General features: G+C 62.6%; 25 protein-coding genes, 1 tRNA gene and 2 riboswitches. Of the genes, 10 read left to right on the top strand and 16 right to left on the bottom strand.

What is annotated here, in order from left to right; translation table 11 throughout:
* Positions 1 to 90 precede the first annotated feature (90 nt).
* A complete protein-coding gene (locus ACYVOC_RS18065) occupies positions 91 to 465 on the bottom strand; it encodes an FKBP-type peptidyl-prolyl cis-trans isomerase (RefSeq protein ID WP_461162699.1) in 375 nt (124 codons plus the stop codon).
* A 305-nt stretch (positions 466 to 770) separates the two neighbouring features.
* Between ACYVOC_RS18065 and soxC the strand changes: the two genes are divergently transcribed.
* Both soxC and ACYVOC_RS18055 read left to right on the top strand, forming a co-directional pair.
* Positions 771 to 1,973, top strand: a complete 1,203-nt coding sequence (gene soxC, locus ACYVOC_RS18060; protein WP_461162694.1) for a sulfite dehydrogenase — start codon at positions 771 to 773, stop codon at positions 1,971 to 1,973.
* The gene (locus tag ACYVOC_RS18055) at positions 1,966 to 2,619 is read left to right on the top strand and encodes a c-type cytochrome (RefSeq protein WP_461162693.1); all 654 of its coding nucleotides are present in this window, start codon (positions 1,966 to 1,968) and stop codon (positions 2,617 to 2,619) included. The genes soxC and ACYVOC_RS18055 overlap by 8 nt, the downstream gene beginning before the upstream one ends.
* Positions 2,620 to 2,625: 6 nt before the next feature.
* Here the strand turns inward: ACYVOC_RS18055 and ACYVOC_RS18050 are convergent, their stop codons facing one another.
* The 7 genes from ACYVOC_RS18050 to ACYVOC_RS18020 form a co-directional block, all read right to left on the bottom strand.
* Positions 2,626 to 3,237, bottom strand: a complete 612-nt coding sequence (locus ACYVOC_RS18050) for a Crp/Fnr family transcriptional regulator (protein WP_461162692.1) — start codon at positions 3,235 to 3,237, stop codon at positions 2,626 to 2,628.
* A gap of 5 nt (positions 3,238 to 3,242) precedes the next feature.
* The gene (gene gcvP, locus ACYVOC_RS18045; RefSeq protein WP_461162691.1) at positions 3,243 to 6,131 is read right to left on the bottom strand and encodes an aminomethyl-transferring glycine dehydrogenase; all 2,889 of its coding nucleotides are present in this window, start codon (positions 6,129 to 6,131) and stop codon (positions 3,243 to 3,245) included.
* 132 nt (positions 6,132 to 6,263) lie between these two features.
* Positions 6,264 to 6,638, bottom strand: a complete 375-nt coding sequence (gene gcvH / locus ACYVOC_RS18040) for a glycine cleavage system protein GcvH (RefSeq protein WP_116003667.1) — start codon at positions 6,636 to 6,638, stop codon at positions 6,264 to 6,266.
* Positions 6,639 to 6,762: 124 nt separating this feature from the next.
* A complete protein-coding gene (gene gcvT / locus ACYVOC_RS18035; RefSeq protein ID WP_116003668.1) occupies positions 6,763 to 7,893 on the bottom strand; it encodes a glycine cleavage system aminomethyltransferase GcvT in 1,131 nt (376 codons plus the stop codon).
* Positions 7,894 to 7,938: 45 nt separating this feature from the next.
* Positions 7,939 to 8,061, bottom strand: a riboswitch (glycine riboswitch).
* A gap of 17 nt (positions 8,062 to 8,078) precedes the next feature.
* Positions 8,079 to 8,183, bottom strand: a riboswitch (glycine riboswitch).
* 6 nt (positions 8,184 to 8,189) lie between these two features.
* Entirely contained in the window at positions 8,190 to 9,467 is a 1,278-nt protein-coding gene (locus ACYVOC_RS18030) for a TRAP transporter large permease (protein WP_116003669.1), read from the bottom strand.
* The gene (locus tag ACYVOC_RS18025) at positions 9,464 to 9,958 is read right to left on the bottom strand and encodes a TRAP transporter small permease (RefSeq protein WP_116003670.1); all 495 of its coding nucleotides are present in this window, start codon (positions 9,956 to 9,958) and stop codon (positions 9,464 to 9,466) included. The genes ACYVOC_RS18030 and ACYVOC_RS18025 overlap by 4 nt, the downstream gene beginning before the upstream one ends.
* A gap of 103 nt (positions 9,959 to 10,061) precedes the next feature.
* Positions 10,062 to 11,033, bottom strand: coding sequence for a TRAP transporter substrate-binding protein (locus tag ACYVOC_RS18020; protein WP_116003671.1), 972 nt, complete (start codon positions 11,031 to 11,033; stop codon positions 10,062 to 10,064).
* A 369-nt stretch (positions 11,034 to 11,402) separates the two neighbouring features.
* Between ACYVOC_RS18020 and ACYVOC_RS18015 the strand changes: the two genes are divergently transcribed.
* Complete coding sequence (locus ACYVOC_RS18015) at positions 11,403 to 11,861, top strand: Lrp/AsnC family transcriptional regulator (protein WP_116003672.1); 459 nt, start codon at positions 11,403 to 11,405, stop codon at positions 11,859 to 11,861.
* A gap of 118 nt (positions 11,862 to 11,979) precedes the next feature.
* On the opposite strand, the gene ACYVOC_RS18010 is transcribed toward ACYVOC_RS18015, so the two are convergent.
* From ACYVOC_RS18010 to ACYVOC_RS17995, 4 genes are all read right to left on the bottom strand, one after another.
* Positions 11,980 to 12,774 carry an ABC transporter ATP-binding protein gene (locus tag ACYVOC_RS18010; RefSeq protein ID WP_116003673.1) on the bottom strand — a complete coding sequence of 265 codons (795 nt, stop codon included), beginning with the start codon at positions 12,772 to 12,774 and terminating at the stop codon, positions 11,980 to 11,982.
* Positions 12,775 to 12,871: 97 nt separating this feature from the next.
* A complete protein-coding gene (locus ACYVOC_RS18005; RefSeq protein WP_116005999.1) occupies positions 12,872 to 13,756 on the bottom strand; it encodes an ABC transporter permease in 885 nt (294 codons plus the stop codon).
* A gap of 102 nt (positions 13,757 to 13,858) precedes the next feature.
* Positions 13,859 to 14,827 (bottom strand): ABC transporter substrate-binding protein, encoded by a 969-nt coding sequence (locus ACYVOC_RS18000; protein ID WP_461162690.1) that lies wholly within the window; start codon positions 14,825 to 14,827, stop codon positions 13,859 to 13,861.
* 221 nt (positions 14,828 to 15,048) lie between these two features.
* A complete protein-coding gene (locus ACYVOC_RS17995) occupies positions 15,049 to 16,749 on the bottom strand; it encodes an electron transfer flavoprotein-ubiquinone oxidoreductase (protein ID WP_116006000.1) in 1,701 nt (566 codons plus the stop codon).
* A 141-nt stretch (positions 16,750 to 16,890) separates the two neighbouring features.
* Here ACYVOC_RS17995 and ACYVOC_RS17990 point away from each other — a divergent pair, with 141 nt between their 5' ends.
* Together ACYVOC_RS17990 and ACYVOC_RS17985 are read left to right on the top strand one after the other, a co-directional pair.
* Entirely contained in the window at positions 16,891 to 17,673 is a 783-nt protein-coding gene (locus ACYVOC_RS17990; RefSeq protein ID WP_116003675.1) for an SDR family oxidoreductase, read from the top strand.
* Positions 17,674 to 17,694: 21 nt separating this feature from the next.
* Positions 17,695 to 18,117: an acyl-CoA thioesterase gene (locus tag ACYVOC_RS17985; RefSeq protein ID WP_116003676.1), complete on the top strand. Its 423-nt coding sequence runs from the start codon at positions 17,695 to 17,697 to the stop codon at positions 18,115 to 18,117.
* Positions 18,118 to 18,218: 101 nt separating this feature from the next.
* On the opposite strand, the gene ACYVOC_RS17980 is transcribed toward ACYVOC_RS17985, so the two are convergent.
* Entirely contained in the window at positions 18,219 to 18,806 is a 588-nt protein-coding gene (locus tag ACYVOC_RS17980) for a peroxidase-related enzyme (protein ID WP_461162689.1), read from the bottom strand.
* A 107-nt stretch (positions 18,807 to 18,913) separates the two neighbouring features.
* Entirely contained in the window at positions 18,914 to 20,353 is a 1,440-nt protein-coding gene (locus tag ACYVOC_RS17975) for a catalase (RefSeq protein ID WP_116003678.1), read from the bottom strand.
* Between the two features lie 202 nt (positions 20,354 to 20,555).
* Here ACYVOC_RS17975 and pcaC point away from each other — a divergent pair, with 202 nt between their 5' ends.
* The gene (pcaC, locus tag ACYVOC_RS17970) at positions 20,556 to 20,948 is read left to right on the top strand and encodes a 4-carboxymuconolactone decarboxylase (RefSeq protein WP_461162688.1); all 393 of its coding nucleotides are present in this window, start codon (positions 20,556 to 20,558) and stop codon (positions 20,946 to 20,948) included.
* A gap of 101 nt (positions 20,949 to 21,049) precedes the next feature.
* Here pcaC and ACYVOC_RS17965 read toward each other — a convergent pair whose 3' ends face one another.
* Positions 21,050 to 21,592 carry a PAS and helix-turn-helix domain-containing protein gene (locus ACYVOC_RS17965; RefSeq protein ID WP_116003680.1) on the bottom strand — a complete coding sequence of 181 codons (543 nt, stop codon included), beginning with the start codon at positions 21,590 to 21,592 and terminating at the stop codon, positions 21,050 to 21,052.
* Between the two features lie 77 nt (positions 21,593 to 21,669).
* Here ACYVOC_RS17965 and ACYVOC_RS17960 point away from each other — a divergent pair, with 77 nt between their 5' ends.
* The 4 genes from ACYVOC_RS17960 to ACYVOC_RS17945 all read left to right on the top strand — a co-directional run bounded on the left by ACYVOC_RS17960 (position 21,670) and on the right by ACYVOC_RS17945 (position 25,476).
* Positions 21,670 to 22,371: a CoA transferase subunit A gene (locus ACYVOC_RS17960; protein ID WP_116003681.1), complete on the top strand. Its 702-nt coding sequence runs from the start codon at positions 21,670 to 21,672 to the stop codon at positions 22,369 to 22,371.
* Between the two features lie 66 nt (positions 22,372 to 22,437).
* Positions 22,438 to 23,076: a 3-oxoacid CoA-transferase subunit B gene (locus ACYVOC_RS17955; RefSeq protein ID WP_116003682.1), complete on the top strand. Its 639-nt coding sequence runs from the start codon at positions 22,438 to 22,440 to the stop codon at positions 23,074 to 23,076.
* A 112-nt stretch (positions 23,077 to 23,188) separates the two neighbouring features.
* The gene (locus ACYVOC_RS17950; RefSeq protein ID WP_165829117.1) at positions 23,189 to 24,508 is read left to right on the top strand and encodes an HD-GYP domain-containing protein; all 1,320 of its coding nucleotides are present in this window, start codon (positions 23,189 to 23,191) and stop codon (positions 24,506 to 24,508) included.
* Between the two features lie 56 nt (positions 24,509 to 24,564).
* Entirely contained in the window at positions 24,565 to 25,476 is a 912-nt protein-coding gene (locus ACYVOC_RS17945; RefSeq protein WP_461162687.1) for a pseudouridine synthase, read from the top strand.
* Positions 25,477 to 25,574: 98 nt separating this feature from the next.
* Here ACYVOC_RS17945 and ACYVOC_RS17940 read toward each other — a convergent pair.
* Positions 25,575 to 25,648: transfer RNA gene (locus ACYVOC_RS17940), tRNA-Gly, on the bottom strand.
* Positions 25,649 to 25,784: the final 136 nt, after the last annotated feature.

Genomic DNA, 25,784 nt, shown 5'->3' with positions numbered 1-25,784 from the left:
GGGGCTCCGGCCTCGGTAGATGTCCCCGCGCAGCGAGGCCGCGGCCTGTGCAGGCGAGTGTACGCCCGCGCAGGCCTGCAAGTGCAAGGATCAGCGGCGCACGGAAACCAGCTCGACCTCGAAGTTGAGCGTGGTGTTGGGCGGAATCACGCCGCCCGCACCGCGCTCGCCGTAGGCAATGGCGGGTGGGCAGGTCAGCTTGGCCTTGCCGCCGGGTTTCATGCGCTGCACGCCTTCGGTCCAGCAGGGAATCACGCGGTTGAGCGGGAACTCAGTGGGTTCGCCGCGCTTGTACGAACTGTCGAACTCCTTGCCGTCCAGGAACGTGCCCTTGTAGTGCACCTTGACGGTGTCCGTGGCCTTGGGCGAATCGCCGTTGCCGTCTTTTAGCGATTCATAAACCAGGCCGCTGGCCGTGGTGGTGGGGTCTGCAGCCTGGACAGAGGTGAAGGGGGTAGCCAGCAGGCCGACGAGTACAAGGGCGGAAGAAATGCGCACGGGTTGTCCTTGAAACAAAAAGAAGGGATAGAAAAAATCGGAACTCCATTGTGCTCGGCAGTACGTGTTGGGCTGCGAGCGGCGCGCCAGTGTAAAGGGCTTGGCGCCGTGGCTGGCGCCAAGAAGATGGGGCGCGTTAACAAGCGTTAATGCGCAGCGGCTTGCAGCCCGCAACACTGCACTTGCGGCCGATGGGTGCCGAGTGTTTGTTTTTGCGGAGACGATGGATGCGTTCATATAGCGACCACAGCGGACTGGCTCGGAGGACTTTTTTGGGTGGTCTTGCGACGGGGGGCGTGGGTATGGCGGCGGCGCAGGCGGCGCCACCACGGCCACTGGCCGCCCGCTTGCCCGATGCGATGACCCGCCCCGGTGGGGCCGATCTGCCGTACGGCCTGCCCGCCGTACACGAGGTGCAGGTGGAGCGGACCTTGTCCACTGTGGCAGGCTTTCCGGTGTGGCGCACGCCGCTGCAGCACCAGCGCGGCATCATTACCCCCAGCGGTCTGCACTTTGCAGTCCACCATAACGGTGTGCCTGACATTGCGCCGGAGCGCCACACGCTGAATGTGCACGGGCTGGTGCACAAGCCGCTGCGCTTTGATCTGGAGCGCCTGCTGCGCTATCCCATGGTCGGCCGCGTGCATTTTCTGGAATGCGCGGGCAATTCAGCCGCCAATGCGCTGTCGCCCACGGCACTGGACCAGACGCTGGGAGAGATTGCGGGCGAGGTGTCGTGCTCGGAGTGGACGGGCGTGCCGCTGGCCTATCTGCTGAACGAAGCGGGCTTGAAGGACAGCGCCCAATGGGTGGTGGCCGAAGGTGCTGACGGCGGATCGCACAGCCGCAGTCTGCCGCTGAAGGCGCTGCTGGAGCACGGCATGGTGGCGCTGTACCAGAACGGTGAGCGGCTGCGACCTTCTCAAGGCTACCCCATGCGCCTGTTCATGCCGGGCTGGGAAGGCAATGTCAACGTGAAATGGCTGCACCGGCTGGAGGTGACTGACGTGCCTGCGTACACCAAGGACGAGTCGGGCCTGTACACGCAAGTGCTGGCCGATGGGCGGATCGAGCGCTTTGCGTTCCACATGGAGGTGAAGTCGGTGATCACGCACCCCTCAGGCCAGCAGCGTTTGCCTGAGCCCCATGGGTTTTACGAAATCTCAGGGCTGGCCTGGTCGGGCCGGGGGCGCATCGCGCGTGTGGATGTGTCCGTGGACGGAGGCCGCACCTGGGCTGCGGCGCAGTTGCACGGCCCGGTGCTGGACCGGGCCTTTACGCGCTTCACGCTGCCCTGGCAGTGGAACGGCCGCAAGGCCGACCTGATGAGTCGCGCTACCGACGAGCATGGTCGCACACAGCCACTGCGCAGCGAATGGAAGCGGCGCTATGCCATGCACTCGTTCAACCACTACAACGCGGTGCAGGCCTGGCGCGTGCAAGCCGATGGCCGCGTGGATAACGTCTATGCGTGAAGACCTGTGCAGCCAGTTGCTGCTCGCAGGGCGTGCCACCCTGCGGCGGGGCGTGGCTGTGGCGATGGTGGTGGGACTGCTGAGTACAGGCAGAGCCAGCGAGACCCAGGTACCATCCGCTGTGACTCCTGCACCAGCAGCGCCGCCACATGTCATCGGTTTAGGCCAGGCGCTCTCGCCTGCCGACATCGATCGCTACGCCATCACCGTCTTCCCCAACGGCCGCAATCTGCCACCCGGCCGGGGCAGCGTGGAGCAGGGCGCGCGGCTGTATGCCATGCACTGTGCCGCCTGCCACGGTGCACAGGGCATCGAAGGGCCTGCCGCACGGCTGGCCGGAACGGATGGTTTCATCGGCTGGAGCGACCCGCTACGGCCCCTGCGTGTGCGCAAGTACCCGTTGCAGGTGCTGTCGGTGGGCGCGATGTGGCCTTATGCCACGACGGTGTTCGACTATGTGCGCCGGGGCATGCCGATGCACGCGCCCAAGAGCCTGACCGATGACGAGGTGTACGGCATCACCGCGCACCTGCTGCATCTGAACGGGTTGGTGGCAGGTGACGCCGTCATGGACAAGGAAAAATTGCCCCAAGTGGTGATGCCAGGGCGGGATCGCACGGTCAGTGCGTGGCCACAGGAACGCTGAAAATTCTCAAACGCCGCGTGACGCTTCCACCATGCCCAGCCGTGCCCGGATGCGTGATAGCGACACCGGCGAAATGCCCAGGTAGCTGGCCACATGGTGCTGCGGCAGGTGGGGCGTTAAATCACCGTGTGTAGCGAGAAAAGATTGGTAGCGCACCTCGGGCGGGTGGCTCAACAACTCGGCTTCGCGCTGCGCGTGTTGCTGAAATACATAGCCCAGGGCTTCTTCCAGCAAGGGGGCGATGTGGGGAAAGCTGCGTTGCCACTGCTGCAAGGTGGCATAGGCCAGCTCCACGGCTTCTACAGGTGCCAGTGCCTCGATGGCGTAGGGGCTGGGCAGCGCCAGAGGCGGCAGATTGCCGGCCACCCAGCTGCCGGTGTCGTGGAACGACCGGTTGCGCTCGGTCCCTTGTTCGTTCAGGTAGAACAGCCGCACCACGCCGCTGCGCACCTGCCAGCAGCGCGTGCTGATCTCGCCCGCCTGCTGCAGCAATGTACCCGCGCCGAAATGGCGGCGGGGCAGGGCCTGCCACAACGCAGCCAGTACAGGTTCAGACTGGACCAGCGCTTCCAGCACAGGCGGCTGGCAAACGGTGCAGGCGCTGGTGGTCGAGGTCACTGCGTTCAAGCGTAGTCAGACACCGGGATGCAGCTGCAGCTCAGGTTGCGGTCACCCCACACGTTATCCACCCGGCCCACCGGCGACCAGTATTTGTTGCTGCGCAGGGCGGCCACGGGGTAGGCGGCGGTCTCGCGGGCATAAGGGCGGTTCCATTCGGCACCCAGCAGGCTTTCAGCGGTGTGCGGCGCGTTCTTGAGCGGGTTGTTGTCCTGCGGCCAGGCACCTGATTCGATCTGCCGGATTTCATTGCGGATGGCGATCATCGCGTCGATGAAACGATCGATCTCGAACAGATTTTCGCTCTCAGTGGGTTCCACCATCAGCGTGTTGGGCACCGGGAAGCTCAGCGTGGGCGCGTGAAATCCGTAGTCAATCAGGCGCTTGGCCACGTCTTCGGCCATCACGCCGCTGGTGTCCTTGAGCTGGCGCAGATCCAGGATGCACTCGTGCGCCACATGGCCGTTTTCGCTCGCGTAGAGCGTGGGGTAGTGGTCCTTCAGGCGTGCGCTGATGTAGTTGGCAGAGAGGATGGCCGCTTCGGTGGCGGCCTGCAGGCCTTCGGCCCCCATCATGCGGATGTACATCCAGGAAATCGGCAGCACAGCGGCATTGCCCAGCGGGGCTGCGGACACAGCGCCCACGCCACCCGCCAAACCCGCCGTAGCATGGCCGGGCAGGTAAGGCACCAGGTCTTGCACCACGCACACGGGGCCTACGCCGGGGCCGCCGCCGCCGTGCGGGATGCAGAAGGTCTTGTGCAGGTTCAGGTGGCTCACGTCACCGCCAAATTCGCCGGGGGCGGCCACACCAACCAATGCATTCATGTTGGCGCCGTCTACGTAGACGCGGCCACCATGCTGGTGCACCAGTTCGCACAGTTCTTTGACCTGCGTTTCAAACACGCCGTGCGTGCTGGGGTAGGTGATCATCATGCAGGCCAGCTGTGCGCTGTACTGCTCGCATTTGGCCTGGAGATCGGCCATGTCCACGTTGCCGTTGTCGTCGCACTTGGTCACCACCACCTGCATACCCACCATCTGCGCACTGGCAGGATTGGTGCCGTGCGCGCTGCTGGGGATCAGGCAGATGTTGCGATCGTTGTGGCCCTGGGCTGCATGCCAGGCCTTGATGGCCAGCAGCCCTGCGTATTCACCTTGACTGCCCGCATTGGGCTGCAGGCTCACGCCGGCATAGCCTGTGGCCTGGCACAGCCAGGCGCTCAGCTGCTCGTCCAGAAGGCGGTAGCCCTCCAGCTGGTGGGCCGGTGCGAAGGGGTGCACGTTGGCAAACTCGGGCCAGGTGATCGGAATCATCTCGCTGGTCGCGTTGAGCTTCATGGTGCATGAACCCAGCGGAATCATGCAGCGGTCCAGCGCCAGGTCCTTGTCCGACAGCTGGCGGATATAGCGCAGCATGGCCGTCTCAGAGTGGTGCGTGTTGAACACCGGGTGCGTGAGGTAGGGGCTGGTGCGGCGCAGCGCGCTGGGGATCAGCGACTCCACGCCCTGTTCAAAGGCGTCGAAGCTGGGCAGTGCCTGGCCGTCTTTGGCGAAAATCTTCCACAGCAGCGCGATGTCTTCGCGCGTGGTGGTTTCGTCCAGCGAGATGCACAGGTAATTTTCGAAGTAAATGCGCAGGTTAACGCCCATCTGTACTGCGCGAGCAGCTATTGTTTTGGTAGCACCATCGGTTTTCAGGCTGACGGTATCAAACGTGGCCTGTGCCCGCACTGGGGCGCCCAATTGCTCCAGGCCCTTGGTCAGGATGGCGGTGTAACTGGCGACCCGTTGCGCGATGCGGCGCAGGCCTTGCGGGCCGTGGTACACGGCGTACATGCTGGCGATTACTGCAGGCAGTACTTGCGCGGTGCAGATGTTGCTGGTGGCTTTTTCGCGGCGAATGTGCTGCTCGCGGGTCTGCAGTGCCAGGCGGTAGGCCGGCTTGCCATGGACGTCCACGCTGACGCCCACCAGGCGACCGGGCATGGAGCGTTTGAAGTCGTCGCGGCAGGCCATGTAGGCTGCGTGCGGGCCGCCCGCACCCATGGGCATGCCAAAGCGTTGTGTGGTGCCCACCACAATGTCGGCGCCCCACTCACCGGGCGGGGTGATGAGCGTGAGGGCCAGCAGGTCGGCGGCGGCAATGAAGGCGGCCTGTTTGCCATGGGCCTTTTCCACGTCGGCGCGCAAGTCGTCGATGCGGCCGCTGGTGGCGGGGTACTGGGCCAGCACGGCAAAGTACTCGCCTTCCAGGGCGGCGTTCCATTCCTCCAGCGAGTTGGCCAGCACCACCTCAATGCCCATGGGGGCGGCACGGGTCTGGATGACCTCAATGGTTTGTGGATGGGCATCGCCCGCCACGATGAAACGGTGGCTTTTGCTTTTGACCGAGCGCTTGGCCAGCGTCATGGCCTCGGCGGCGGCCGTGGCTTCGTCGAGCATGGAAGCGTTGGCAATGGGCATGCCGGTAAGGTCGCACACCATGGTCTGGAAGTTGACCAGGGCCTCCATGCGGCCCTGCGAAATTTCGGCCTGGTAGGGCGTGTAGGCCGTGTACCAGGCGGGGTTCTCCAGGATGTTGCGCAAGATCACGCCGGGCGTGTGCGTACCGTAGTAGCCCTGGCCGATGAAACTTTTGAGGACCTGGTTGCGTGATGCAATCGCCTTGAGCTCGGCCAGCGCCGCAGCTTCCGATGCCGGGGGCGGCACATCCATGGCGCGGCTGCGCGCGATGGAGCGCGGCACGATGGAGTCGATGAGTGCGCGGCGCGAGGCCTCGCCGATCACCGACAGCATGTGCGCTTCATCGGCCGCATCGATGCCAATGTGGCGGGGCAGAAACTCGGTGGTGTTTTCGAGTGCGGACAAGGGCAGGGCGGCAGGCATCTGCATGGCGGGAACCAGTCTGAAAGGCTATTAAAAAGAGAGCATCTTGCGCTTGTTTCTAAAAGAATTCAGGCACTTTATATTTTGAAAGTGCCTGAATTCAAGCGCGAACTGCTATGGTTTTTGTTGTCGTGACGCTCAGGCGCTGGCGGCAAAGCTCGAATAGGCGGTCTCGTCCATCAGGGTGTCGAGCTGCGACGGGTCCGACAGCTTGACCTTGAAGAACCAGCCAGCGCCCAGCGGGTCGGTGTTGGCCAACGAGGGGTCGGCGCGCAGGGCCTCGTTCACTTCCACCACTTCGCCCGCGACGGGAATGTAGATGTCGGCAGCGGCCTTGACGGACTCGACCACACCGGCCACGTCACCCTGGGCAAAGCTGGCGCCCACGGCGGGCAGATCGACGAAAACAACGTCACCCAGGGCATCCTGGGCGTGCACGGTAATGCCCACCACGGCGGCGTTGGTGTCGGCAATGTTGATCCACTCGTGGTCTTTGGAAAATTTGACGGTCATGGGATGTCTCCTGGAAAGATGATGGAAAGGGGAATGTAGCCGCTGCTTATTCCATTTCTAAATCAAGCGATGACTTTGTCGGCTTCGCGTATTCGATTGATTGAAAAACGGAATGCCCTGGCGGTCAGCCGCGGTAATAGCGTGTGGGAACGAAAGGTGTGGTGCTGACCTTCATGGGCACGGGCTTGCCGCGCACCATGGCAAAAATCTCGGTTCCTGTCGCGGTGTAGTCCGGGCCGACGTAAGCGATGGCTATGGGTTGATTGAGCGAAGGGCTCAGCAGCCCACTGGTCACCTGGCCGATCTCCTGACCGTCCATGTTTTCCAGTACGGCGGGCTCGCGCACTGGCACGCGCTCAGTGGCGACCAGGCCGACGCGCTTGCGCGTGAGGCTGGCGGGGTTGTCCAGTTGCGCCAGCACCTTGTCGGCGCCCGGGAAGCCCCCGGCGCGTGCGCCGCCGGTGCGCCGCACTTTTTGTATGGCCCAGTTCAAGCCTGCTTCCACGGGGGTGGTGGTGGTGTCCATGTCGTTGCCATACAGGCACAGCCCCGCCTCCAGGCGCAGCGAGTTGCGTGCGCCCAGGCCAATGGGCTTGACCTCGGGTTGCGCCAGCAGGGCGCGGGCCAGGGTTTCGGCCTGCGTGGCGGGCACGGAGATTTCAAAGCCGTCCTCGCCGGTGTAGCCGCTGCGGGTGACAAAGCAGGTGCAGCCTGCAATGGTGAAGTTGCCCCCCGTCATGAACACCAGTTGCTCCACGCCGGGTGCCAGGCGGGCCAATGCCGTGGCGGCCTGCGGGCCTTGCAGGGCGAGCAGGGCGTGGTCGGGCATGGGGACCACCTGGCAGCGCATGCCGATGCGTTCCTGGAGGTGGGCAATGTCGCCCACCTTGCAGGCGCCGTTGACGATGACGAAGATCTCGCCATTGCCTTTGTTGAAGAACATCAGGTCGTCGATGATGCCGCCCTCGTCATTGAGCAGCAGGCCGTAGCGCTGTTTGCCCACGGGCAGGTCGATCACGTCCACCGGCATCAGGGTCTCGAATGCGGCAGCGGCATCGCGCCCCACCAGGTGCAGCTGGCCCATGTGCGACACATCGAACAGGCCCGCGGCCTGGCGGGTGTGCAGATGCTCGGCCATCAGGCCTGCGGGGTACTGCACGGGCATGGAATAACCGGCAAAGGGCACCATGCGGGCGCCCAGTTCGATGTGCAGTGCGTTGAGCGGCGTGGTGAGCAGGGGGGCGGTGGCAGACATGGCGGACTCCGGGGCAAATAGGGGCCACAGCCCATGGGGCTGCGGGATTTGCCTGCTGTCCGCTTTACCTGAGAGATTCGCCGCAACGCCCTGGCTGGCCGTGCGGTTTGCTCCTTCGGTGGATGGCCTGCACCTGGGGCGCGGACATCTCTCTCCAGCTAGGGTACGCCGGCATCGTTGCGGGCGTTTGTCAGTCCTTTTGCCTGAGCGTTCGGCGGGGGCCTGCGCCTTCGGCGGCGCCGCTCGTGCTTCGTGGTGAAGTGCGGGGCGCTCTCTCCTGACCGGGCGAATTCTACCTATTTTGCATAGACGATATCGCGCAAACTCAGCGAAATCGACGGAAAGTACGTGATGAGCAGTAGGCAGCCCAGGATCACCAGCACGAACGGCAGCAGGCTCCCGACGATGCGGTCCAGCGAGATGCGTGCCACGGTGCATGCAGCAAACAGGTTCACGCCAAAGGGCGGCGTAACCATGCCCAGCGCCAGGTTCACCACCATGATCAGGCCGAAATGCACCGGGTCCACACCAAAATGCTGGGCCACGGGCGCCAGGATGGGCGCCAGCACAATGATGGCTGCGCTGGTCTCGATAAACATGCCGATGAAGAACAGCGCCGCGTTCACGCCCAGCAGAAACAGCGCAGGTGACTGCAGCACCGCTTCGAGCCAATGACCAATGGCGTCGGGGACGCCCGCGCGGGTGATGAGAAAGGCAAACAGGCCCGCGTTGGCGATGATGAACATGATCACCGAAGACGAAATGACCGAACGCCGCAGCACGGCCGCCAGGCTTTTGATGCCGATTTCCCGGTAAATCAACACCCCCACCACCAGCGCATAGAACACCGCCACGGCCGAGGCCTCAGTGGGCGTGAAAACGCCGCCGTAGATGCCGCCCAGGATGATGACGGGCATGAAGAGTGCCCAGCCCGCCTGCAGCGTGGCGCGGCCCAGCGGCATGCGGCCTTCGCCATCGTTCTTGCCCCAGCCCTTCCACTTGCAATACGCCCAGACGAACAGCATCAGCGCGCCGCTGATCAAGAGGCCTGGGCCAAAACCGGCGATGAACAGCTCGCCGATCGACACCTCGGCGCTCACGCCGTACAGGATGAGCGGAATCGACGGCGGGATGATCACGCCCAGCTCGGCGCTGGTGGCCTGCAGGGCGGCGGCATAGCTGGTCGGGTAGCCGTGCTTGATGAGCGCCGGGATCAGGATGGCTCCAATGGCAAAGGTGGTGGCCACCGACGAGCCCGAAACGGCGGCAAAAATCATGCACGTGAGCACGCAGGTCATGGGCAAGCCGCCTTGCACACCGCCCACCAGGCTTTTGGCAAACTCGACCAGTCGGCGTGAGATGCCGCCTGCTTCCATCAGGTTACCGGCCAGGATGAAGAAGGGAATGGCCGCCAACGGAAACTTGTTGATGGCGCCAAACATCTCCTTGACGGAGATGAGCATGTGGGCGTTGGACGCCTGGATGCCGAGGATGGATGCCAGCCCAATCGACACCGCAACGGAGATGGTGAGCGCAAAGCACAGCACCATGGTGGAGATCATGACAACGCTCATTGCGCGGTCTCCAGTTCCATGCGGCGCGGGTCGATCAGGTTGCCCACAATGCCCAGGGCGCTGAACACGCCACCCACTGGGAGTGCCACATAGGCCCAGAACATCGACAGCGACTCCAGGCCCGCCATGGTCTGCACGCGGCCGCGCAATGCGTAGTCCCAGCCCCACCACACGATGATGGCAATGAGCATGAGCGCTGCCAGCGCCACCACACCATCGAGCACACGGCGCAGGCGCGGCGGGCTCCAGCGGTAAAGCACATCCACACTCACCATGGCCCCTTGGCGGAAGGCCGTGGGGATGGCCAGAAACACCATCCAGATCAGGCTGAAGCGGATCAGTACCTCGGTCCACTCGGCTGGCTGCTCCAGCACGAAGCGCATGATGATCTGGAACATGCCCAGCGCAGCCGCCAGGACCAGCATGGCGCAGGCACACCACAGGGAAAGGGCACTGGTCCAGCGCTCAAAGGTCAGGAAGGCGGTTTTCATGGGGCGCAGTCGCCAGGTTCGCAGTCGGTGTCGTGATTTCAAATGAAAACGCCCGTTATCTTAATAGATACGGGCGCTAATTGCTACAATAAATGTAGCTAAATCACTTGTAGTTGCGGATTTTGTCCAGGTTGGCCTTGCCGAACTGCTTTTCAAACTCGGCGTTCACGGGCGCCAGTGCAGCGACAAACTTGGCTTTGTCGATGTTGTCGATCACGGTCATGCCCTTGGCGCGCAGATCGGCCACGCCCTTGGAATCGTCCTCGTCCACGCGCGCGCGGTTCGCTTTCGTGCCTTCCTTGGCCGCATCGAGGAAGGCCTGCTTGTCGGCCGCCGAGAGCTTGTCGAATGACGCCTTGTTCATCAGGAAGATGCAGGGCGAATACACGTGCCCGGTCAGCGTGAGGTGCTTTTGTACCTGGTCGAACTTGGCCGAGATGATGACCGGCAGCGGGTTCTCTTGCCCATCGACCGTGCCCTGCTGCAGCGCGGTGAAAACTTCCGGGAAGGCCATGGGGGTGGTGATAATGCCAAAACCCTTGTAGGCGGCGATGTGCACCGGGTTCTCCATGGTGCGCATCTTCAGGCCCTTCAAGTCCTCGGGCGTGTTCACATCACGCTTGCTGTTGGTCATGTGGCGGAAACCGTTTTCCGCCCAGGCCAGCGCCTTGAAGCCCTTGGCGTCGAACTTGGTCAGCATTTCCTGGCCGATGGGGCCGTCAAGCACGGCGCGCGCGTGCGCCTTGTCGCGGAACAGGAAGGGCACGTCGAGGATTTTGGCCTCCGGCACGAAGTTGGGCACCGGGCCGGTGGAGCTGAAAGCCAGCTCCTGCGTGCCCAACTGCACCGCCTCGATCGACTCGCGCTCGCCGCCCAGGGCGCCGTTGTAGAAGGTCTGTACCTTGTAGCGACCGCCGGTGCGTTTTTCCACTTCCTTGGCAAAGACGTCGATGGCGACACCCTGGTGCGAGTTCTGCGCGGTCGAGATACTGATGCGCATGGTGGTCTGCGCGGCAGCGGCGGCCACAAAGCCGAGCGCAAGGCTCAGGCCGACGACGAGTTTGGTCAGTTGCATGGTGTCTCCTGTGGGTGGTGGGCGATCGCTTGAGGTCAGAGGGGCGAATGCGCTCCTGCTTCTCGCAAATTATGGTGCTGCAGCATCGCGGCGGGCATCGGGGTTTATGCGGTAAGCGTGCTTATTAACTTGCAGAAACCTGTCTGCAAGGCGCAGGGTTCTTGGCTGCGCGCCCGGCCCCGAAATGCCAAGGGCCCCGTGCTGGCGATAACCAGCCGGGGCCTTGTCAGTTCGTGCACTCCGGTAAGAGCGCCTTGATGTAAGAAGTATGCGCCGTGGGGCGAAGATGAATTTGCTGAAATCGGGCCATTCGCGCATATTTGCAGAATATTTTTCTGCAAATATAAGTTTTGCTGAATAATCAGGCCGATGGATCGACTGGATAGAAAAATTCTCGCTGTGCTGCAGGGCAATGCACGCGCCAGCCTGCAAGAGATCGGCCAGGCCGTGGGCCTGAGCCCGTCGCCGTGCTGGGGGCGCATCAAGAAGATGGAGGAGGCCGGTGTCATCCAGGGCTACACGGTGCGGATCAACCCACAGTCGCTGGACCTGGCCGACACGGTGCTGGTGCAGGTCACGCTCGACAGCCATTCCGACAACACGCTGGAGAAGTTTGGCGAAACCCTGGCCAGTATTCCCGAGGTGATCGAGGCGCACCTGGTCTCGGGCGACTACGACTACCTGCTGCGCATCGTGGTCAAGGACACGCGTGACTACGAGCGCCTGCTGCGCGAGAAGCTCTACAAGATCAAGGGCATACGCCACAGCCGCTCCAGCTTCGTGCTGCGCACGCTCAAAAAAGCCGACCTGCCGCTGTTCTCTGATTGAACCTGTTTGAGGCCTAATCGGCCTCTAGCGCTTGCTGGTAAAGCGTCAGCAGCTATTAATTTAGATATTTAAGATCAACCTGCAGCCCCGGGACAGACCGCAGAAGGGAGCCACGGGTTCAGCCCAGCAGCAGGGCGTCATCGGCGAGCTTTTCGCCGCGCACTTTTTCGAACATCCTGAGCAGGTCGGGCACGTCCAGGCGCTTGCGCTCCTCGCCCGATACGTCGAGCACCACCTGGCCCTGGTGCAGCATGACGGTGCGTTCGCCCACGTCGAGGGCCTGGCGCATGCTGTGCGTGACCATCATGGTGGTGAGCTGGTTCTCGGCGACGATGCGCGAGGTCAGCTGCAGCACGAAGTCGGCGGTGCGCGGGTCGAGCGCGGCGGTGTGTTCGTCAAGCAGCAGGATGCGTGAGGGCTGCAGCGCCGCCATCAGCAGACTCACGGCCTGGCGCTGGCCGCCCGAGAGCAGGCCGATGCGGTCGGTGAGGCGGTTTTCCAGTCCCAGGCCGAGCGTGGCCAGGCGCGCGCGGAAGGTCTCGCGCAGCGCGGCCTTGACGGCGCTGCGCAGGCCGCGCAGCGTGCCGCGCTGCTGCGCCAGGGCCATGTTTTCCTCGATGGTGAGGTCTTCGCAGGTGCCGGCCATGGGGTCCTGGAACACACGCGCCACGCGCGATGCGCGCGCCCACACGGGCTGGCGCGTCACGTCCATGCCGTCGATGGTGATGGTCCCGCTGTCCACGCCCAGGTCGCCCGAGATGGCGTTGAGAAAGGTGGACTTGCCGGCACCGTTGGAGCCGATCACGGTGACGAATTGCCCGGCGGGAATGTTCAGCGACATGCCGCGCAAGGCGCGCGTTTCTATTGGTGTGCCGGGGTTGAAGGTGATTTCGAGGTTTTGGGCGCTCAGCATGGTGCGTTTCCTATTCTTTGCCCGTGGGGCTTCGCTTTACCGGCGATACGCGGGACTGGCGCGGCGCAGCCGGTTACTCAGGGGGGTGTGCTTCATTTCAGCGGCGTTTGGCCAGCTTGCGCTTGATCTGCGGGATGATCAGCGCGATGGTGACGAGCACGGCGGTGACCAGGTTCAGGTCTTGCGCCTTGAGGCCGATGAAGTCGCTGTTGAGCGCCAGAGCGATGAAGAAGCGGTAGACGATGGCGCCGATGACGACGGCCAGCGTGGCGTAGATCAGGCGGCGCGAGGGCAGGATGCTCTCGCCCACAATGACGGCGGCCAGGCCGATGACGATGGTGCCGATGCCCATGGAAATGTCGGAGCCGCCCTGCGTCTGGGCAAACAGCGCGCCGGCCAGGCCCACCAGGGCGTTGGAGACGGCCATGCCGAGCAGCACCATGGCGCCGGTGTTCACGCCCTGCGAGCGCGCCATGCGCGCGTTGGAGCCGGTGGCGCGGATCGCCAGGCCCCGCTCGGTGGCGAAGAACCAGTCGAGTGCCAGCTTGGCGGCGATGACGATGACGGCCAGCAGCAGGGGGCGCGCCACATAGTCTTCCATGCCCTCGGGCTGCAGCAGGGTGAACAGGGTGGTGTCATTGATCAGCGGCACGTTGGGCCCGCCCATGATGCGCAGGTTGATCGAGTACAGCGCGATCATCACCAGGATGCTGGCCAGCAGGTCCATGATCTTGAGCCGAACGTTGAGCCAGCCCGTGAGCAGGCCTGCGGCGGCAGCGGCGGCCATGGCGGCCAGGGTGGCCAGGTAGGGGTTGGTGCCGTGGGAGATCAGGATGGCGCAGACGGCGCCACCGAGCGGAAAGCTGCCGTCCACGGTCAGGTCGGGAAAGCGCAGCAGCCTGAACGAAATGAACACGCCCAGCGCCACCAGGCTGAAAATCAGGCCGATTTCAATGGCGCCAAGCAAGGAAAAGAGAGACATGGGCAGCAGGGCAGTGGGTGAAAAGAAAGCAGGAGCCACGCGGTGCATGGCTCCTGCAGCGGGGCTTTGCAAAGGTTGCAGCCCCTGGGTGCGGTCAATGGATTACTGAACGACCTGGGCCGCTGATTTGATCAGCGCGTCAGACAGCTTCACGCCCTGCTTTTCGGCGGCGCCGGGGTTCACGAAGAGTTCCATCTTGGTACTCACTTCGGGCTTGATGTCGCCGGGCTTTTCGCCCTTCAAGATGCGCGCCACCATGCGGCCGGTTTGCTCGCCCAGGTCGCGGTAGTTGATGCCAAAAGCGGCAATGGCGCCGCGCTTGACGCTGTCGGTGTCCGAAGCCACCAGCGGGATCTTGGCTTCCTGGCCGACCTTGACCAGCGCTTCATAGGCCGAGACCACGTTGTTGTCGGTGTTGGTGTAGATCACGTCGACCTTGCCGATCAGGCTGCGCGCGGCGCTGCCCACGTCGACCGAGCGCGGCGCGGCCGCTTCGACCAGCGTCATGCCCAGCTTGGGCAGGAGCTCCTTCATCTGCTTGACCACGACCACCGAGTTGGCTTCGCCGGGGTTGTAGACCATGCCCACGCGCTTGGCGTTGGGCACGACCTGCTTGACCAGGTCCATCTGCTTGTCGAGCGCCAGCAGGTCGGACACGCCGGTCACGTTGGTTTTGGAGGCATCCCAGTTGGGCACCAGCTTGGCGGCGACAGGGTCGGTCACGGCCGAGAACACCACGGGTACGGACTTGGTGGACGCGATCACGGCCTGGGCCGAGGGCGTGGCGATAGCGACGATGGTATCGGGCTTGTCCCCCACGAACTTGCGCGCGATCTGCGCGGCCGTGCCGGTGTTGCCTTGGGCGCTCTGGTACTGCCACTTCAGGTTCTTGCCCGATTCGAAGCCCGCATCCTTGAGAGCGGCCTGCACGCCATCGCGCACGGCGTCCAGCGCGGGGTGTTCGACGATGGCCGTCACAGCGACCGATTTCTGCTGGGCATGGGCGGGTGCTACCACCGCCATCACAGCCAGGGCCAGTGCGCCCAGGGGTGCCCAAGACATTTGCTTCATTGCTATCTCCAACCTTGCTATCGTTGTTTCCTGTTTGTCGTAAAGAAGGCCGACGCAGGAGGGTCGCCGGGCCTCGTGGGGAAGTCTACTGCAGCGCAGCATTGCCCTGGTCTTGGGGGGCTCTGTGCTGTTGTAAGCACTCGGCGTTATCTGCTGCGGTCATTTCTGCATAAAAAAGGGCCTGCAACGCAGGCCCCTATTGCGCAAAGCGCTATGGTTTTTTACATGCCCGAGTAGTTCGGTCCACCGCCGCCTTCGGGTGTGACCCACACGATGTTCTGCGTCGGGTCCTTGATGTCGCAGGTCTTGCAGTGCACGCAGTTCTGCGCGTTGATCTGCAGGCGCTGCGCGTTGCCGCCCTTGGCTTCGTCGGGCACGAACTCGTACACACCAGCGGGGCAATAGCGGGCTTCGGGCCCGGCGTACTTTGCCAGGTTGATCTGGACCGGCACGCTGGCATCCTTGAGCGTGAGGTGCGAAGGCTGGTTTTCAGCGTGGTTGGTGTTGCTGATGAACACGCTCGAGAGCCGGTCGAAGGTGAGCTTGCCGTCGGGCTTGGGGTAGACGATGGGCTTGCACTCGCTGGCCGGCTTGAGGTAGGCGTGGTCGGGCTTGTCGCGGTGCAGCGTCCATGGAATATGGCCGCGCAGCACGAAATGCTCGAAACCGTTCATCAGCGTGGCCGTGGTCAGGCCGTATTTGAACCAGTTCTTGAAGTTGCGGTCTTTGTTCAGCTCGGTGTGCAGCCAGCTGGCCTCGAAAGCCTTGGGGTAGGCGCTCAGTTCGTCGTGCTGGCGACCGGCCACGATGGCATCAAACGCGGCTTCGGCGGCCAGCTTGCCGGTCTTGATGGCTGCGTGGCTGCCCTTGATGCGGCTGACGTTCAGGTAGCCGGCATTGCAGCCCACCAGCGCACCGCCCGGGAACACTGTCTTGGGGAGCGAGTTGATGCCGCTGGCGTTGATGGCGCGCGCGCCATACGACAGGCGCTTGGCCGTGATTTCGCCCTGGGCGTTTTCGAAGTAGTAGCGGACGTTGGGGTGCGTCTTCCAGCGCTGGAATTCTTCGAACGGGCTCAGGTAGGGGTTGGTGTAGCCCAGGCCGGTGACAAAACCCACAGCCACCTTGTTGTCCTCCATGTGGTACATGAAGGCGCCGCCATAGGTGCTGCTGTCCATGGGCCAGCCGGCGGAGTGCATGACAAAGCCGGGCTGGTGGCGGGACGGGTCGATTTCCCACAGCTCCTTGATGCCGATGCCAAAGCTTTGGGGGTCGCGGTTTTCATCGAGCTTGTAGCGTGCGATCAACTGCTTGCCCAGGTGGCCGCGCGCGCCTTCGGCAAACACGGTGTACTTGGCGTGCAGTTCCATGCCCAGCTGGAAGTCGCCCGTGGGTTCACCTTCCTTGCCCACGCCCATGTTGCCGGTGGCCACGCCCTTGACGGCGCCTTGTTCGTTGTAGAGCACCTCGGCGGCGGCAAAACCGGGGAAGATTTCCACGCCCAGGGCCTCGGCCTGCTCGGCCATCCATTTGCTGACGTTGCCCAGGCTGACGATGTAGTTGCCGTGGTTGTGCGCAAATGGGGGCAGCACCATGTTGGGCACACGAAAGCCCGAGCGCTCGCTCAGGAACATGTAGGCGTCTTCGGTCACTGGCTGGTTCAAAGGCGCGCCGCGCTCTTTCCAGTCAGGAATCAGCTCGGTCAAAGCCTTGGGGTCCATGATGGCGCCCGAGAGGATGTGCGCGCCGGGTTCCGAGCCTTTTTCGAGCACCACGACCGAGACATCCTGGCCGCGTTCAGCCGCCAACTGCTTGAGGCGGATGGCCGTGGCCAGGCCACCGGGGCCACCGCCCACGACCACCACGTCGTATTCCATGGCTTCGCGCGGACCAAATTGAGCGAGGATTTCTTCGTTTGTCATGTGCTTCTCGTCGGGCATTTGATAATGGGATGATTTTCTACAAACAGGGGCCGTAATCCCTGTCCGTCGTGCGACTGATTGTATTCACGGAATATGGACAATCGAACGACCGTTCTTTTTTGTTCAGTGGAGAGACTCTAAATGGCCTACAGCATCGATTTGTCCGGACGTGTGGCGTTTGTTACCGGGGCTTCCAGCGGCCTGGGCGCACAGTTTGCCCGAACCCTGGCCCGTGCCGGTGCCGGTGTGGTGCTCGCCAGCCGCCGCATTGAAAAGCTCAAGGAACTGCGCGCGCGCATCGAGGGTGAGGGCGGCGACGCGCATGTGGTGGAGCTGGATGTGACCGACCATGACTCCATCAAATCTGCCGTGGCACATGCCGAGACTGAAATGGGCTCCATCGACATCCTGGTCAACAACTCGGGCGTGAGCACCACGCAGCGCATCCAGGACGTGACACCCGACGACTATGACTTCATCTTCGACACCAACGTGAAGGGTGCCTTCTTTGTGGCGCAGGAAGTGGGCAAGCGCATGCTGGCCCGCTCGCGCGGCGCCGCACCCGGCAGCTTTACTGGCGGGCGCATCATCAACATCGCCTCGATGGCGGGTCTGAAGGTGCTGCCGCAGATCGGTGCCTACTGCATGAGCAAAGCAGCGGTGGTGCAAATGACCAAGGCCATGGCGCTGGAATGGGGGCGCTTTGGCATCAATACCAACGCCCTGTGCCCGGGCTACATCGACACCGAGATCAATCACGACCACTGGCGTACCGAGCAGGGCCAAAAGTTGATCGCCATGCTGCCGCGCAAGCGCGTCGGGCAGCCGCAGGATCTCGACGCCCTCATCGTCATGCTGGCCAGCGACCAGAGCCACTTCATCAACGGCGCGGTCATTGCTGCGGACGATGGTTTTGCAGTGTGATTTTTGCGGGAGGCGCTGGTTGTGAAGATTGAAATTCCCGAGAAAAAGAAGCTGGTGTTTGAGATGAGTCTCCCCATCCGCTGGGGTGACATGGATGCCATGGGACACGTGAACAACACCGTGTATTTCCGCTACATGGAAACGGTGCGTATCGAGTGGATGCGTGCCGTGGGCTGCAACCCCGATCCGCAGGGCCAGGGGCCGGTGATCGTCAACGCCTTTTGCAATTTCTACAAGCAGCTGGAATACCCCGGCGATGTGTTGGCAAAGATGTATGTGAGCGACCCCGGGCGCACCACGTTCGAAGCCTGGTGCACGCTGGAGCGCAGCGACCAGCCGGGCGTGGTGTACGCCGCAGGTGGGGCCACCACCATCTGGGTGGACTTTCCGCAGCAAAAAGCCATGACCCTGCCGGACTGGATGCGGGCGCTGGTGACGGCCTGAAGCGCACTTGCGGCGGGCAAGCGCAGCGTTACTATAAATTCAAGCTAAATTAGCCTCTAGCGCTTACCCAGTGGGCGCTGGCAGCTATCAATACAGGAGTTTCACTTCTGCCGTGGCATCCGTCCCATCAGGTAGAACTCGGGGTTGGGCTGCATGCCGGCAAAGCTGGCCATGCGGTTGCTGAGGCCAAAAAATGCGGTAATGGCGGCGATGTCCCAGATGTCTTCGTCGTCAAAGCCATGCGTGTGCAGCGGCTCGAAATCGGCGTCGCTGATCTCATGCGACTGTTGGCAGACTTTCATTGCAAAGTCGAGCATGGCGCGTTGGCGCGGGGTAATGTCGGCCTTGCGGTGGTTGACCGCCACCTGGTCGGCCACGAACGGCTTTTTCTCATAGATACGCAAAATGGCGCCGTGCGCCACCACGCAGTACAGGCACTTGTTGGCGGCGCTGGTGGTGGTGACGATCATTTCGCGGTCGCCCTTGGTGAGGTTGCTGGTGCGGCCGGCGCTTTCGGGCTCCATCAGCGCGTCGTGGTAGGCAAAGAAGGCGCGCCATTCGGCCGGGCGGCGGGCAAACCCCAGAAATACGTTGGGGATGAAGCCGGCCTTTTCCTGCACTGCCAGCACTTTGGCTTGGATGTCTTCAGGCAGGGTATTGAGATCGGGAACGGGGTAGCGTGTGCTCATGGGATTCTCCTCGGTTTCATGGGGGCGATGAATGATACGTGCGCAGACCTTATGCCATGAAAAACGCCCGGCACAGGCCGGGCGTTGGGGTCAGCATGGGCGGTGGATCAGCCTGCTTTGAGCGCTGCCAATGCCTTCGCCACTCCTGCGCCGTAGGCAGGGTCGGCCTGGGTGCAGTGCGCGATATGGCGCTGCTGGATGGCTTCTGAGGCACCACCGACCGAGCGTGCCGTGTTCTCGAACAGCACCTGCTGCTGCGCTGGGGTCATCAGACGGAACAGATTGCCGGGTTGCGAGAAGTAGTCGGTGTCTTCGCGGTGATTCCAGCGGCTGGCAGCACCTTCGAGCAACAGCGGTGGCTCGGAAAAATCAGGCTGCTCCTGCAGTGCGCCCTTGCTGTTGGGCTCGTAGCCCACCTCGGCACCGTTGTTGCTGTCCACGCGCATCTGGCCATCGCGGTGGTTGCTGTGGAACGGGCATTTCGGCGCGTTCACCGGGATCTGATGGTGGTTGACACCCAGGCGGTAGCGCTGCGCGTCGCCGTAGTTGAACAAGCGGGACTGCAGCATCTTGTCGGGCGAGAAACTGATGCCGGGCACGACGTTGGCCGGGTTGAAGGCGAGCTGCTCGATCTCGGCAAAGTAGTTCTCGGCATTGCGGTTGAGTTCGAGCACGCCCACGTCGATCAGCGGGTAGTCGCCGTGCGGCCAGACCTTGGTCAAATCGAACGGGTTGATAGGGTAGTGGGCAGCATCTTTCTCGGGCATGACCTGGATCTTCAGGTTCCAGCGTGGAAAGTCGCCGTTGTCGATGGCGTTCAGCAGGTCGGATTGCGAGCTTTCGCGGTCGCGGCCCACGAGCTCAGCGGCCTCGGCGTCGGTCAGGTTCTCAATGCCTTGCTGCGTGACCAGGTGGAACTTGACCCAGAAGCGCTCGTTTTGCGCATTGAGCAGGCTGAACGTGTGGCTGCCAAAGCCGTGCATGTGGCGGTACGACTTCGGGATACCGCGGTCGCTCATCACGATGGTGACCTGGTGCAGCGCTTCGGGCAGCAGGGTCCAGAAGTCCCAGTTGTTCTCGGCGCTGCGCATGTTGGTGCGCGGGTCGCGCTTGACGGCCCGGTTCAGGTCGGGAAACTTGAGCGGGTCGCGCAGGAAGAACACGGGGGTGTTGTTGCCTACCAGGTCCCAGTTGCCTTCTTCGGTATAGAACTTCATGGCAAAACCACGGATGTCGCGCTCGGCGTCGGCCGCGCCGCGCTCGCCGGCGACGGTGGAAAACCGCATGGCCAGCGGCGTTTTCTTGCCGATGGCCGAGAAGACCTTGGCCTTGCTGTAGCGCGTAATGTCGTGTGTGACGGTGAAGTGGCCAAACGCGCCCGAGCCCTTGGCATGCATGCGCCGCTCGGGGATTACTTCGCGGGCAAAGTGCGCGAGTTTTTCGAGGTGCCACACATCTTGCAGCAGCATGGGGCCGCGCGGGCCTGCAGTCATCACGTTCTGGTTGTCGGGCACGGGTGCGCCGGCGGCGGTGGTCAGTTTGGACATGGCAATTCCCTTTCGTGGTGTGGCGCAATCCGCCCGGGTTCCGCAGGATTGCGGGATGAGTCAATTGCTATCGAGTCATAATTTATTGTTTTCTTTTTCTATGGGCTTTGCAAGCCTGCAGCCATAGTATTTCCCCAAGTCGCTCATAGTCTTGGTGCAGGCCATGGGCAAGGCAGGTTCACATTTTTGAAGGAGAAAGCAGATGGACGTAGCGCAGCAAGCGATGTTCGACAAAGGGCTGGCGACCCGCAGGGAGGTGATGGGAGAGGACTTTGTGGCCCGCGCCTTTGCTGGCATGACGGAATTTACGGAGCCCTTGCAGGAGCACATCACCCGTGCGGCCTGGGGTGATGTGTGGCAGCGCGGTGTGCTCGACCGCAAGACGCGCAGCCTGGTCACGGTGGCCATGCTGACCGCTTTGGGTCGGGGCCATGAGCTCAAAGGCCATGTGCGCGGCGCGATGAACAACGGCGCTAGCGTGGCCGAAATCCAGGAGGTGCTGCTGCACGCCGCGATTTACTGTGGTGTTCCACTGGCGGTCGATGCATTTCGCGCGGCCGCCGACGTGGTGGAGTCGCCGACTCAAAGCGGGTAACAAAACTCAGCGAAGCGGTTCTGGCCAGGCGCTGTGCCGCAGGCAGTACGAGCAGTACGACAAGACGCGGCAACGACGCCGGAAGAGTTTTGTTGGCCGCGCTAACCCGTGATCAGCTTGTGCACCAGATCGGCAGCGGTGGATGCGCCGTATTTGCGCATCAGCCGTGCGCGGTAGATTTCCACCGTGCGGTGGCTGATCTCCAGGGCACGGCCAATTTCCTTGGAGGTCAGGCCTTGCAGCAGGCGTGCGGCCACCTCGCGCTCGCGTCCGGTCAGTTCGGCTTTGACGGGGCGCTGTGAACTCAAGTCTTCAAAGCTCCAGATGCCCGATTCGTGGGGCGCTTCTCGGTTGAGTGCACGCCCCGAAACATGGCACCAGAACATCTCGCCATTGGCGCGTTTCATGATGCGGCTGTCCGCGTACAGCCCCTTGGTGTTGAGGATGGGCGCCATGTGGGCGCCCAGGCGTTCGTACTCTTCCGGGCTGGGGTAAAGCATCTGGAAAGACTGGCCGAGCAGCAACTCGCGCGAGAAACCGAACATCTCACAGACATGGCGATTGCAGTCCACCATCGCCCGGTTGCGCGACAGGATCATGCCCACGGGAGCCATTTCGAATGCGAGTCTGTAGTCAACGTCCATAGTGCAAATATTTAGGGAAAACTACTTATAAATCTAAGTAGTATCGTAGCGTACCTAATCTTGTTGAGGAGACCTTCGTGAACAAATTATTTCCCTCGGCGGCCGAGGCGCTTGCGGGCGTGGTCGCAGACGGCCAACTCATGGCCGTGGGTGGATTTGGCCTGTGCGGTATTCCGGAGGCTCTGATCGACGCGCTGCGCGATTCGGGTGTCAAGAACCTCACCGTGGTTTCCAACAACGCGGGGGTGGACGGCTTTGGTCTGGGCAAGCTGCTCGAGACCCGTCAGATCAAGAAAATGATCTCGTCCTATGTGGGTGAGAACAAGGAGTTTGAGCGCCAGTTTCTCGCTGGTGAACTGGAACTTGAATTTACGCCCCAGGGTACGCTGGCCGAAAAACTGCGCGCCGGTGGCGCGGGCATCCCTGCCTTCTTCACCAAGACGGGTGTGGGCACCATCGTGGCCGAGGGCAAAGAGCTGCGCGAGTTCGATGGCGAAACCTACGTGATGGAGCGCGCGCTGGTGCCCGAGGTGGCGCTGGTGAAGGCGCACCGCGCCGACAAGTCGGGCAACCTGCAGTTCCGCCTGACGGCGCGCAACTTCAATCCAGCGGCAGCCATGGCGGGCAAGGTCTGTATCGTGGAAGTGGAAGAGATTGTCGAAACCGGCGAGATGGTGCCCGACCAGGTGCATTTGCCCGGCATCTATGTGCACCGCATCGTGCACAACCCGAACCCCGAAAAGCGCATTGAAAAGCGCACCATCACCGAAGCCAAATAACTTTGCGGGACAGCCCGCAGCCGCGCAGCGGCCAGCGCTGTTTCCAACATACAGGAGAGATCGACCATGCCATGGACCCAAGACCAGATGGCGGCGCGTGCCGCACAGGAACTCGAAGACGGTTTTTATGTGAACCTCGGCATTGGCATTCCCACATTGGTGGCCAATTTCACCGGTGACAAGGAAGTGTGGCTGCAGTCCGAGAACGGCATGTTGGGCATTGGCCCGTTCCCCACCGAGGACGCCGTGGACGCCGACCTCATCAACGCGGGCAAGCAGACGGTCACCACCATTCCCGGCTCGTCCATCTTTGGCAGCCATGAGAGCTTTGCCATGATCCGTGGCGGCAAGATCAACCTGTCTATTTTGGGCGCCATGCAGGTCAGCGAAAAGGGCGACCTGGCGAACTGGATGATTCCGGGCAAGATGGTCAAGGGCATGGGCGGTGCCATGGACCTGGTGGCAGGCGTCAAGCGCGTGATCGTGCTCATGGAACATGTGGCGCGCAAGAAGGACGGGGCCGAAGACATGAAGATCCTGCCCAGCTGCACGCTGCCACTGACGGGCGTGGGCGTGGTGGACCGCATCATCACCGACCTGGCCGTGATGGACATCACCCCCCAGGGCGTGAAGGTGCTGGAGTTGGCGCCCGGCGTGACGTTTGAGTTCCTGCAGTCCAAGACGGGCGTACCGCTGATCCAGTGATCCCGCAACATTGATTTGCATCAAGAAGGCCCGCAAATGCGGGCCTTTTTTCTGCTGTCAGCTGGGCGTGGGCTGTATATGTATATGCTTTGTCTTTTCGCTCTTGTTGCCCATGACCGACACCCTGCTTGAGGCTGGTGCCCGCGCCACTGAAAACCCCAATTTCCTGCGTGCCGTCACCGACATGGCCGAGCGTTGCGCTGTGGTGACGCAGGACGCGATCTACAGCGCCAATGGCATCAAGCTGGTGGAGAAGGGCGCACGCATTGACAGCCGCCTGTACGACCGGCTGGTGCAACACAAGCTGCGTGAGCCGATTGATCAAAACCTCTCGGTCGAGAATGTGGTCAGCGTGGATGCGCTGCTGGAGACAGCGCGGGCCATGTGCCAGCAGCAACCCTTGCAGCGGTTGGTGAAGGCGCTGGGTTCGCACGATCGTCTGCTGGCGCCTTTGCGATTTTTACCATTGACCGGACCCATCGCTTTCAAGCTCACCGTGATGCGCGAGCAGCGTCCCGAACTCTTTCGCCACAGTCTGCAGATGATGTTGGTGGCACTGTTTCTGGGCATTAAATGCGGCATGAGCGAACGCGACTGCGTTCCGCTGGCCGCCGCAGGGCTGCTGCACGATATGGGGGTGCTGCACATGGCCCCCGAATGGCGCGATCCGCAGAACAAGGTGTCTGGTGTGGAGCGCCGACAGCTGGTGGCCCATCCCATCACCGCCATGCTGATGGTGCGCGATGCCCAGGTGTACAGCCGCGCGGTGGAAGAAGCCGTATTGGAGCACCATGAACGCATGGATGGCACGGGCTACCCACGGGGTCTGGCAGGGGCGCAGATATCGACCCTGGGCCGCATCCTCATGCTGGCTGAAATGGTGGCGGCTTTCTACGAAAAAGCCATCGATATGCCCGCGCAGCAACTGTCGCTGGCGCTGCGTCTGAACCACCGCAAGTTTCCTGCTGAGTTGGTGGCCCATGTGCTGCCCGTGCTGCAGGATGAGCTGGACCAGGACCGCAGCCAGGCGCTGCCCACGGGCGAACACATCAATGCCATGGCCCGTGCGCTGATGCAGGCTTTTGAACAATGGGACGGTGCCAAGGCCGCGCAAGGCGCAGCACTGCTGGACAAAGACAGCCCGGCGGCCTTTGTCGAAGGGCGGCTGAAGGCGCTGCAAAAAGCCTTGACCGAGGCCGGTGCCCACCCGAACCACCAGGTGCAACTCATCGAACAATTGCAAGGCGACGCCGAGGGGCTGGCCGAAGTGGCTTTTGTGGTGCGTGAGGCGCTGTGGCAGCTCGAAAGCATCGTCAACAGCTGCCAGCGCCGATGGCCCGGTGTGCTGGAGGGGCCGCAACCGGCGGACCAGGCCGTGGCGCGGTGGTGCGACTGGGTGCGTGCCCAGGCACGCGGCGCTATCGCCGCATAAGCGCGTATTCGTGTTCTGGGCAGTGCCTGCGGGGCGCAGCGCATTTCTGCGACACCATGCACAAAAAACACCCTTTTCCTGTTTTACCCCTGCGCAACGGGGTAGGCCCCAGCTGCGTGGCGCTCCCTCCGGTGGGGCAGGGCCGCATTTTGGATTTTCTGGCACAACGCTTGCCGTATGTGACCCGCACCGAATGGCAGGCTCGCCTGGAAGCCGGCGACGTGGTGGACGAGCGCGGCGAGGTGGTCACGCCCGCGCGTGTGTTCGAGCCTGGCCTTCGGCTGTATTACTACCGCAGTCTGCCCGCCGAGCCGCAGTTGCCGTTTGAAGAGACCGTGCTGTACCAGGATGAGCATCTGCTGGTAGCCGACAAGCCGCACTTCATGCCCGTCACGCCTTCGGGCCACTACCTGCACCAGACACTGCTGGTGCGGCTCAAGCATCGCCTGGGGCTGGAGGACCTCGTCCCCTTGCACCGCATCGATCGTGAAACAGCGGGGCTGGTGCTGTTTTCGGTGCAGCGCCCCACGCGCGGGCTGTACCACGCATTGTTCAGCGGCCGGCAAATCACCAAGCAATACGAAGCCGTGGCACCGTGGCGTGACGAAGTGGCATTTCCGCGTGAGCACAAGAGCCGCATGCAAGAGAGCCCACAGTTCTTTCGCATGCACGAGGTGCCCGGTACGCCCAATACCCATACCCGCATGGACGTGCTGGAGGTGGCCGGTGGCTGGGCGCGCTACCGCCTCTCGCCCATCACGGGAAAACGCCACCAGCTGCGCGTGCACATGGCGGCGCTGGGCTTGCCGCTGCGCAACGACGCCTTGTACCCGGTGGTCAATGACCCGCCCGAGGGTGACTATTCAAGGCCGCTGCAGTTGCTGGCGCAATCGCTGGAATTTACCGACCCGCTGACCGGTGAGCGCCGCCATTTTGAAAGCGCACGCCGCCTGCCGCCGCTGGGCTGAGCAGCCTGGAAAAACGAGGGGGAGTGGATTGGGTGCGCCGATTTTTAAGGAAATCGGGCTGTAGCGCTTGGTGGATAAGCGCCTCTAGCTATCAAAAATGGAGCGGGTGATGGGAATCGAACCCACGTTGTTTGCTTGGGAAGCAAGAGTCCTACCATTGAACGACACCCGCGAAGCTGGCGATTATAGGCACACCGACCGCACAGGCCGGGTGCTTTGTGCGAAATAAAAGGCGCCGTTTACTTCTGGATATCGCCCAGGCACAGGTACTTGATCTCCACATAGTCGTCCATGCCGTAGTGCGAGCC

The organism is Simplicispira piscis, assembly GCF_054783455.1.
Note: the sequence above shows the minus strand (reverse complement) of the source record. Positions and strands in the feature narration are given on the sequence as shown.

Excerpts from the sequence above, each read along its gene's own strand:
- ACYVOC_RS17955 (WP_116003682.1), top strand. The coding sequence starts at position 22,438 with ATGCCATGGACCCAAGACCAGATGGCGGCGCGTGCCGCACAGGAACTC.
- ACYVOC_RS18055 (WP_461162693.1), top strand. The coding sequence starts at position 1,966 with ATGCGTGAAGACCTGTGCAGCCAGTTGCTGCTCGCAGGGCGTGCCACC.
- ACYVOC_RS18005 (WP_116005999.1), bottom strand. The coding sequence starts at position 13,756 with ATGTCTCTCTTTTCCTTGCTTGGCGCCATTGAAATCGGCCTGATTTTC.
- ACYVOC_RS18010 (WP_116003673.1), bottom strand. The coding sequence starts at position 12,774 with ATGCTGAGCGCCCAAAACCTCGAAATCACCTTCAACCCCGGCACACCA.
- ACYVOC_RS18030 (WP_116003669.1), bottom strand. The coding sequence starts at position 9,467 with ATGAGCGTTGTCATGATCTCCACCATGGTGCTGTGCTTTGCGCTCACC.
- ACYVOC_RS18015 (WP_116003672.1), top strand. The coding sequence starts at position 11,403 with ATGGATCGACTGGATAGAAAAATTCTCGCTGTGCTGCAGGGCAATGCA.
- ACYVOC_RS17965 (WP_116003680.1), bottom strand. The coding sequence starts at position 21,592 with ATGGACGTTGACTACAGACTCGCATTCGAAATGGCTCCCGTGGGCATG.
- gcvP (WP_461162691.1), bottom strand. The coding sequence starts at position 6,131 with ATGCAGATGCCTGCCGCCCTGCCCTTGTCCGCACTCGAAAACACCACC.
- ACYVOC_RS17980 (WP_461162689.1), bottom strand. The coding sequence starts at position 18,806 with ATGAGCACACGCTACCCCGTTCCCGATCTCAATACCCTGCCTGAAGAC.
- ACYVOC_RS18020 (WP_116003671.1), bottom strand. The coding sequence starts at position 11,033 with ATGCAACTGACCAAACTCGTCGTCGGCCTGAGCCTTGCGCTCGGCTTT.
- ACYVOC_RS17945 (WP_461162687.1), top strand. The coding sequence starts at position 24,565 with ATGCACAAAAAACACCCTTTTCCTGTTTTACCCCTGCGCAACGGGGTA.
- ACYVOC_RS17950 (WP_165829117.1), top strand. The coding sequence starts at position 23,189 with ATGACCGACACCCTGCTTGAGGCTGGTGCCCGCGCCACTGAAAACCCC.
- pcaC (WP_461162688.1), top strand. The coding sequence starts at position 20,556 with ATGGACGTAGCGCAGCAAGCGATGTTCGACAAAGGGCTGGCGACCCGC.
- ACYVOC_RS17990 (WP_116003675.1), top strand. The coding sequence starts at position 16,891 with ATGGCCTACAGCATCGATTTGTCCGGACGTGTGGCGTTTGTTACCGGG.
- gcvT (WP_116003668.1), bottom strand. The coding sequence starts at position 7,893 with ATGTCTGCCACCGCCCCCCTGCTCACCACGCCGCTCAACGCACTGCAC.
- ACYVOC_RS18025 (WP_116003670.1), bottom strand. The coding sequence starts at position 9,958 with ATGAAAACCGCCTTCCTGACCTTTGAGCGCTGGACCAGTGCCCTTTCC.
- ACYVOC_RS17995 (WP_116006000.1), bottom strand. The coding sequence starts at position 16,749 with ATGACAAACGAAGAAATCCTCGCTCAATTTGGTCCGCGCGAAGCCATG.
- ACYVOC_RS17975 (WP_116003678.1), bottom strand. The coding sequence starts at position 20,353 with ATGTCCAAACTGACCACCGCCGCCGGCGCACCCGTGCCCGACAACCAG.
- gcvH (WP_116003667.1), bottom strand. The coding sequence starts at position 6,638 with ATGACCGTCAAATTTTCCAAAGACCACGAGTGGATCAACATTGCCGAC.
- ACYVOC_RS18000 (WP_461162690.1), bottom strand. The coding sequence starts at position 14,827 with ATGAAGCAAATGTCTTGGGCACCCCTGGGCGCACTGGCCCTGGCTGTG.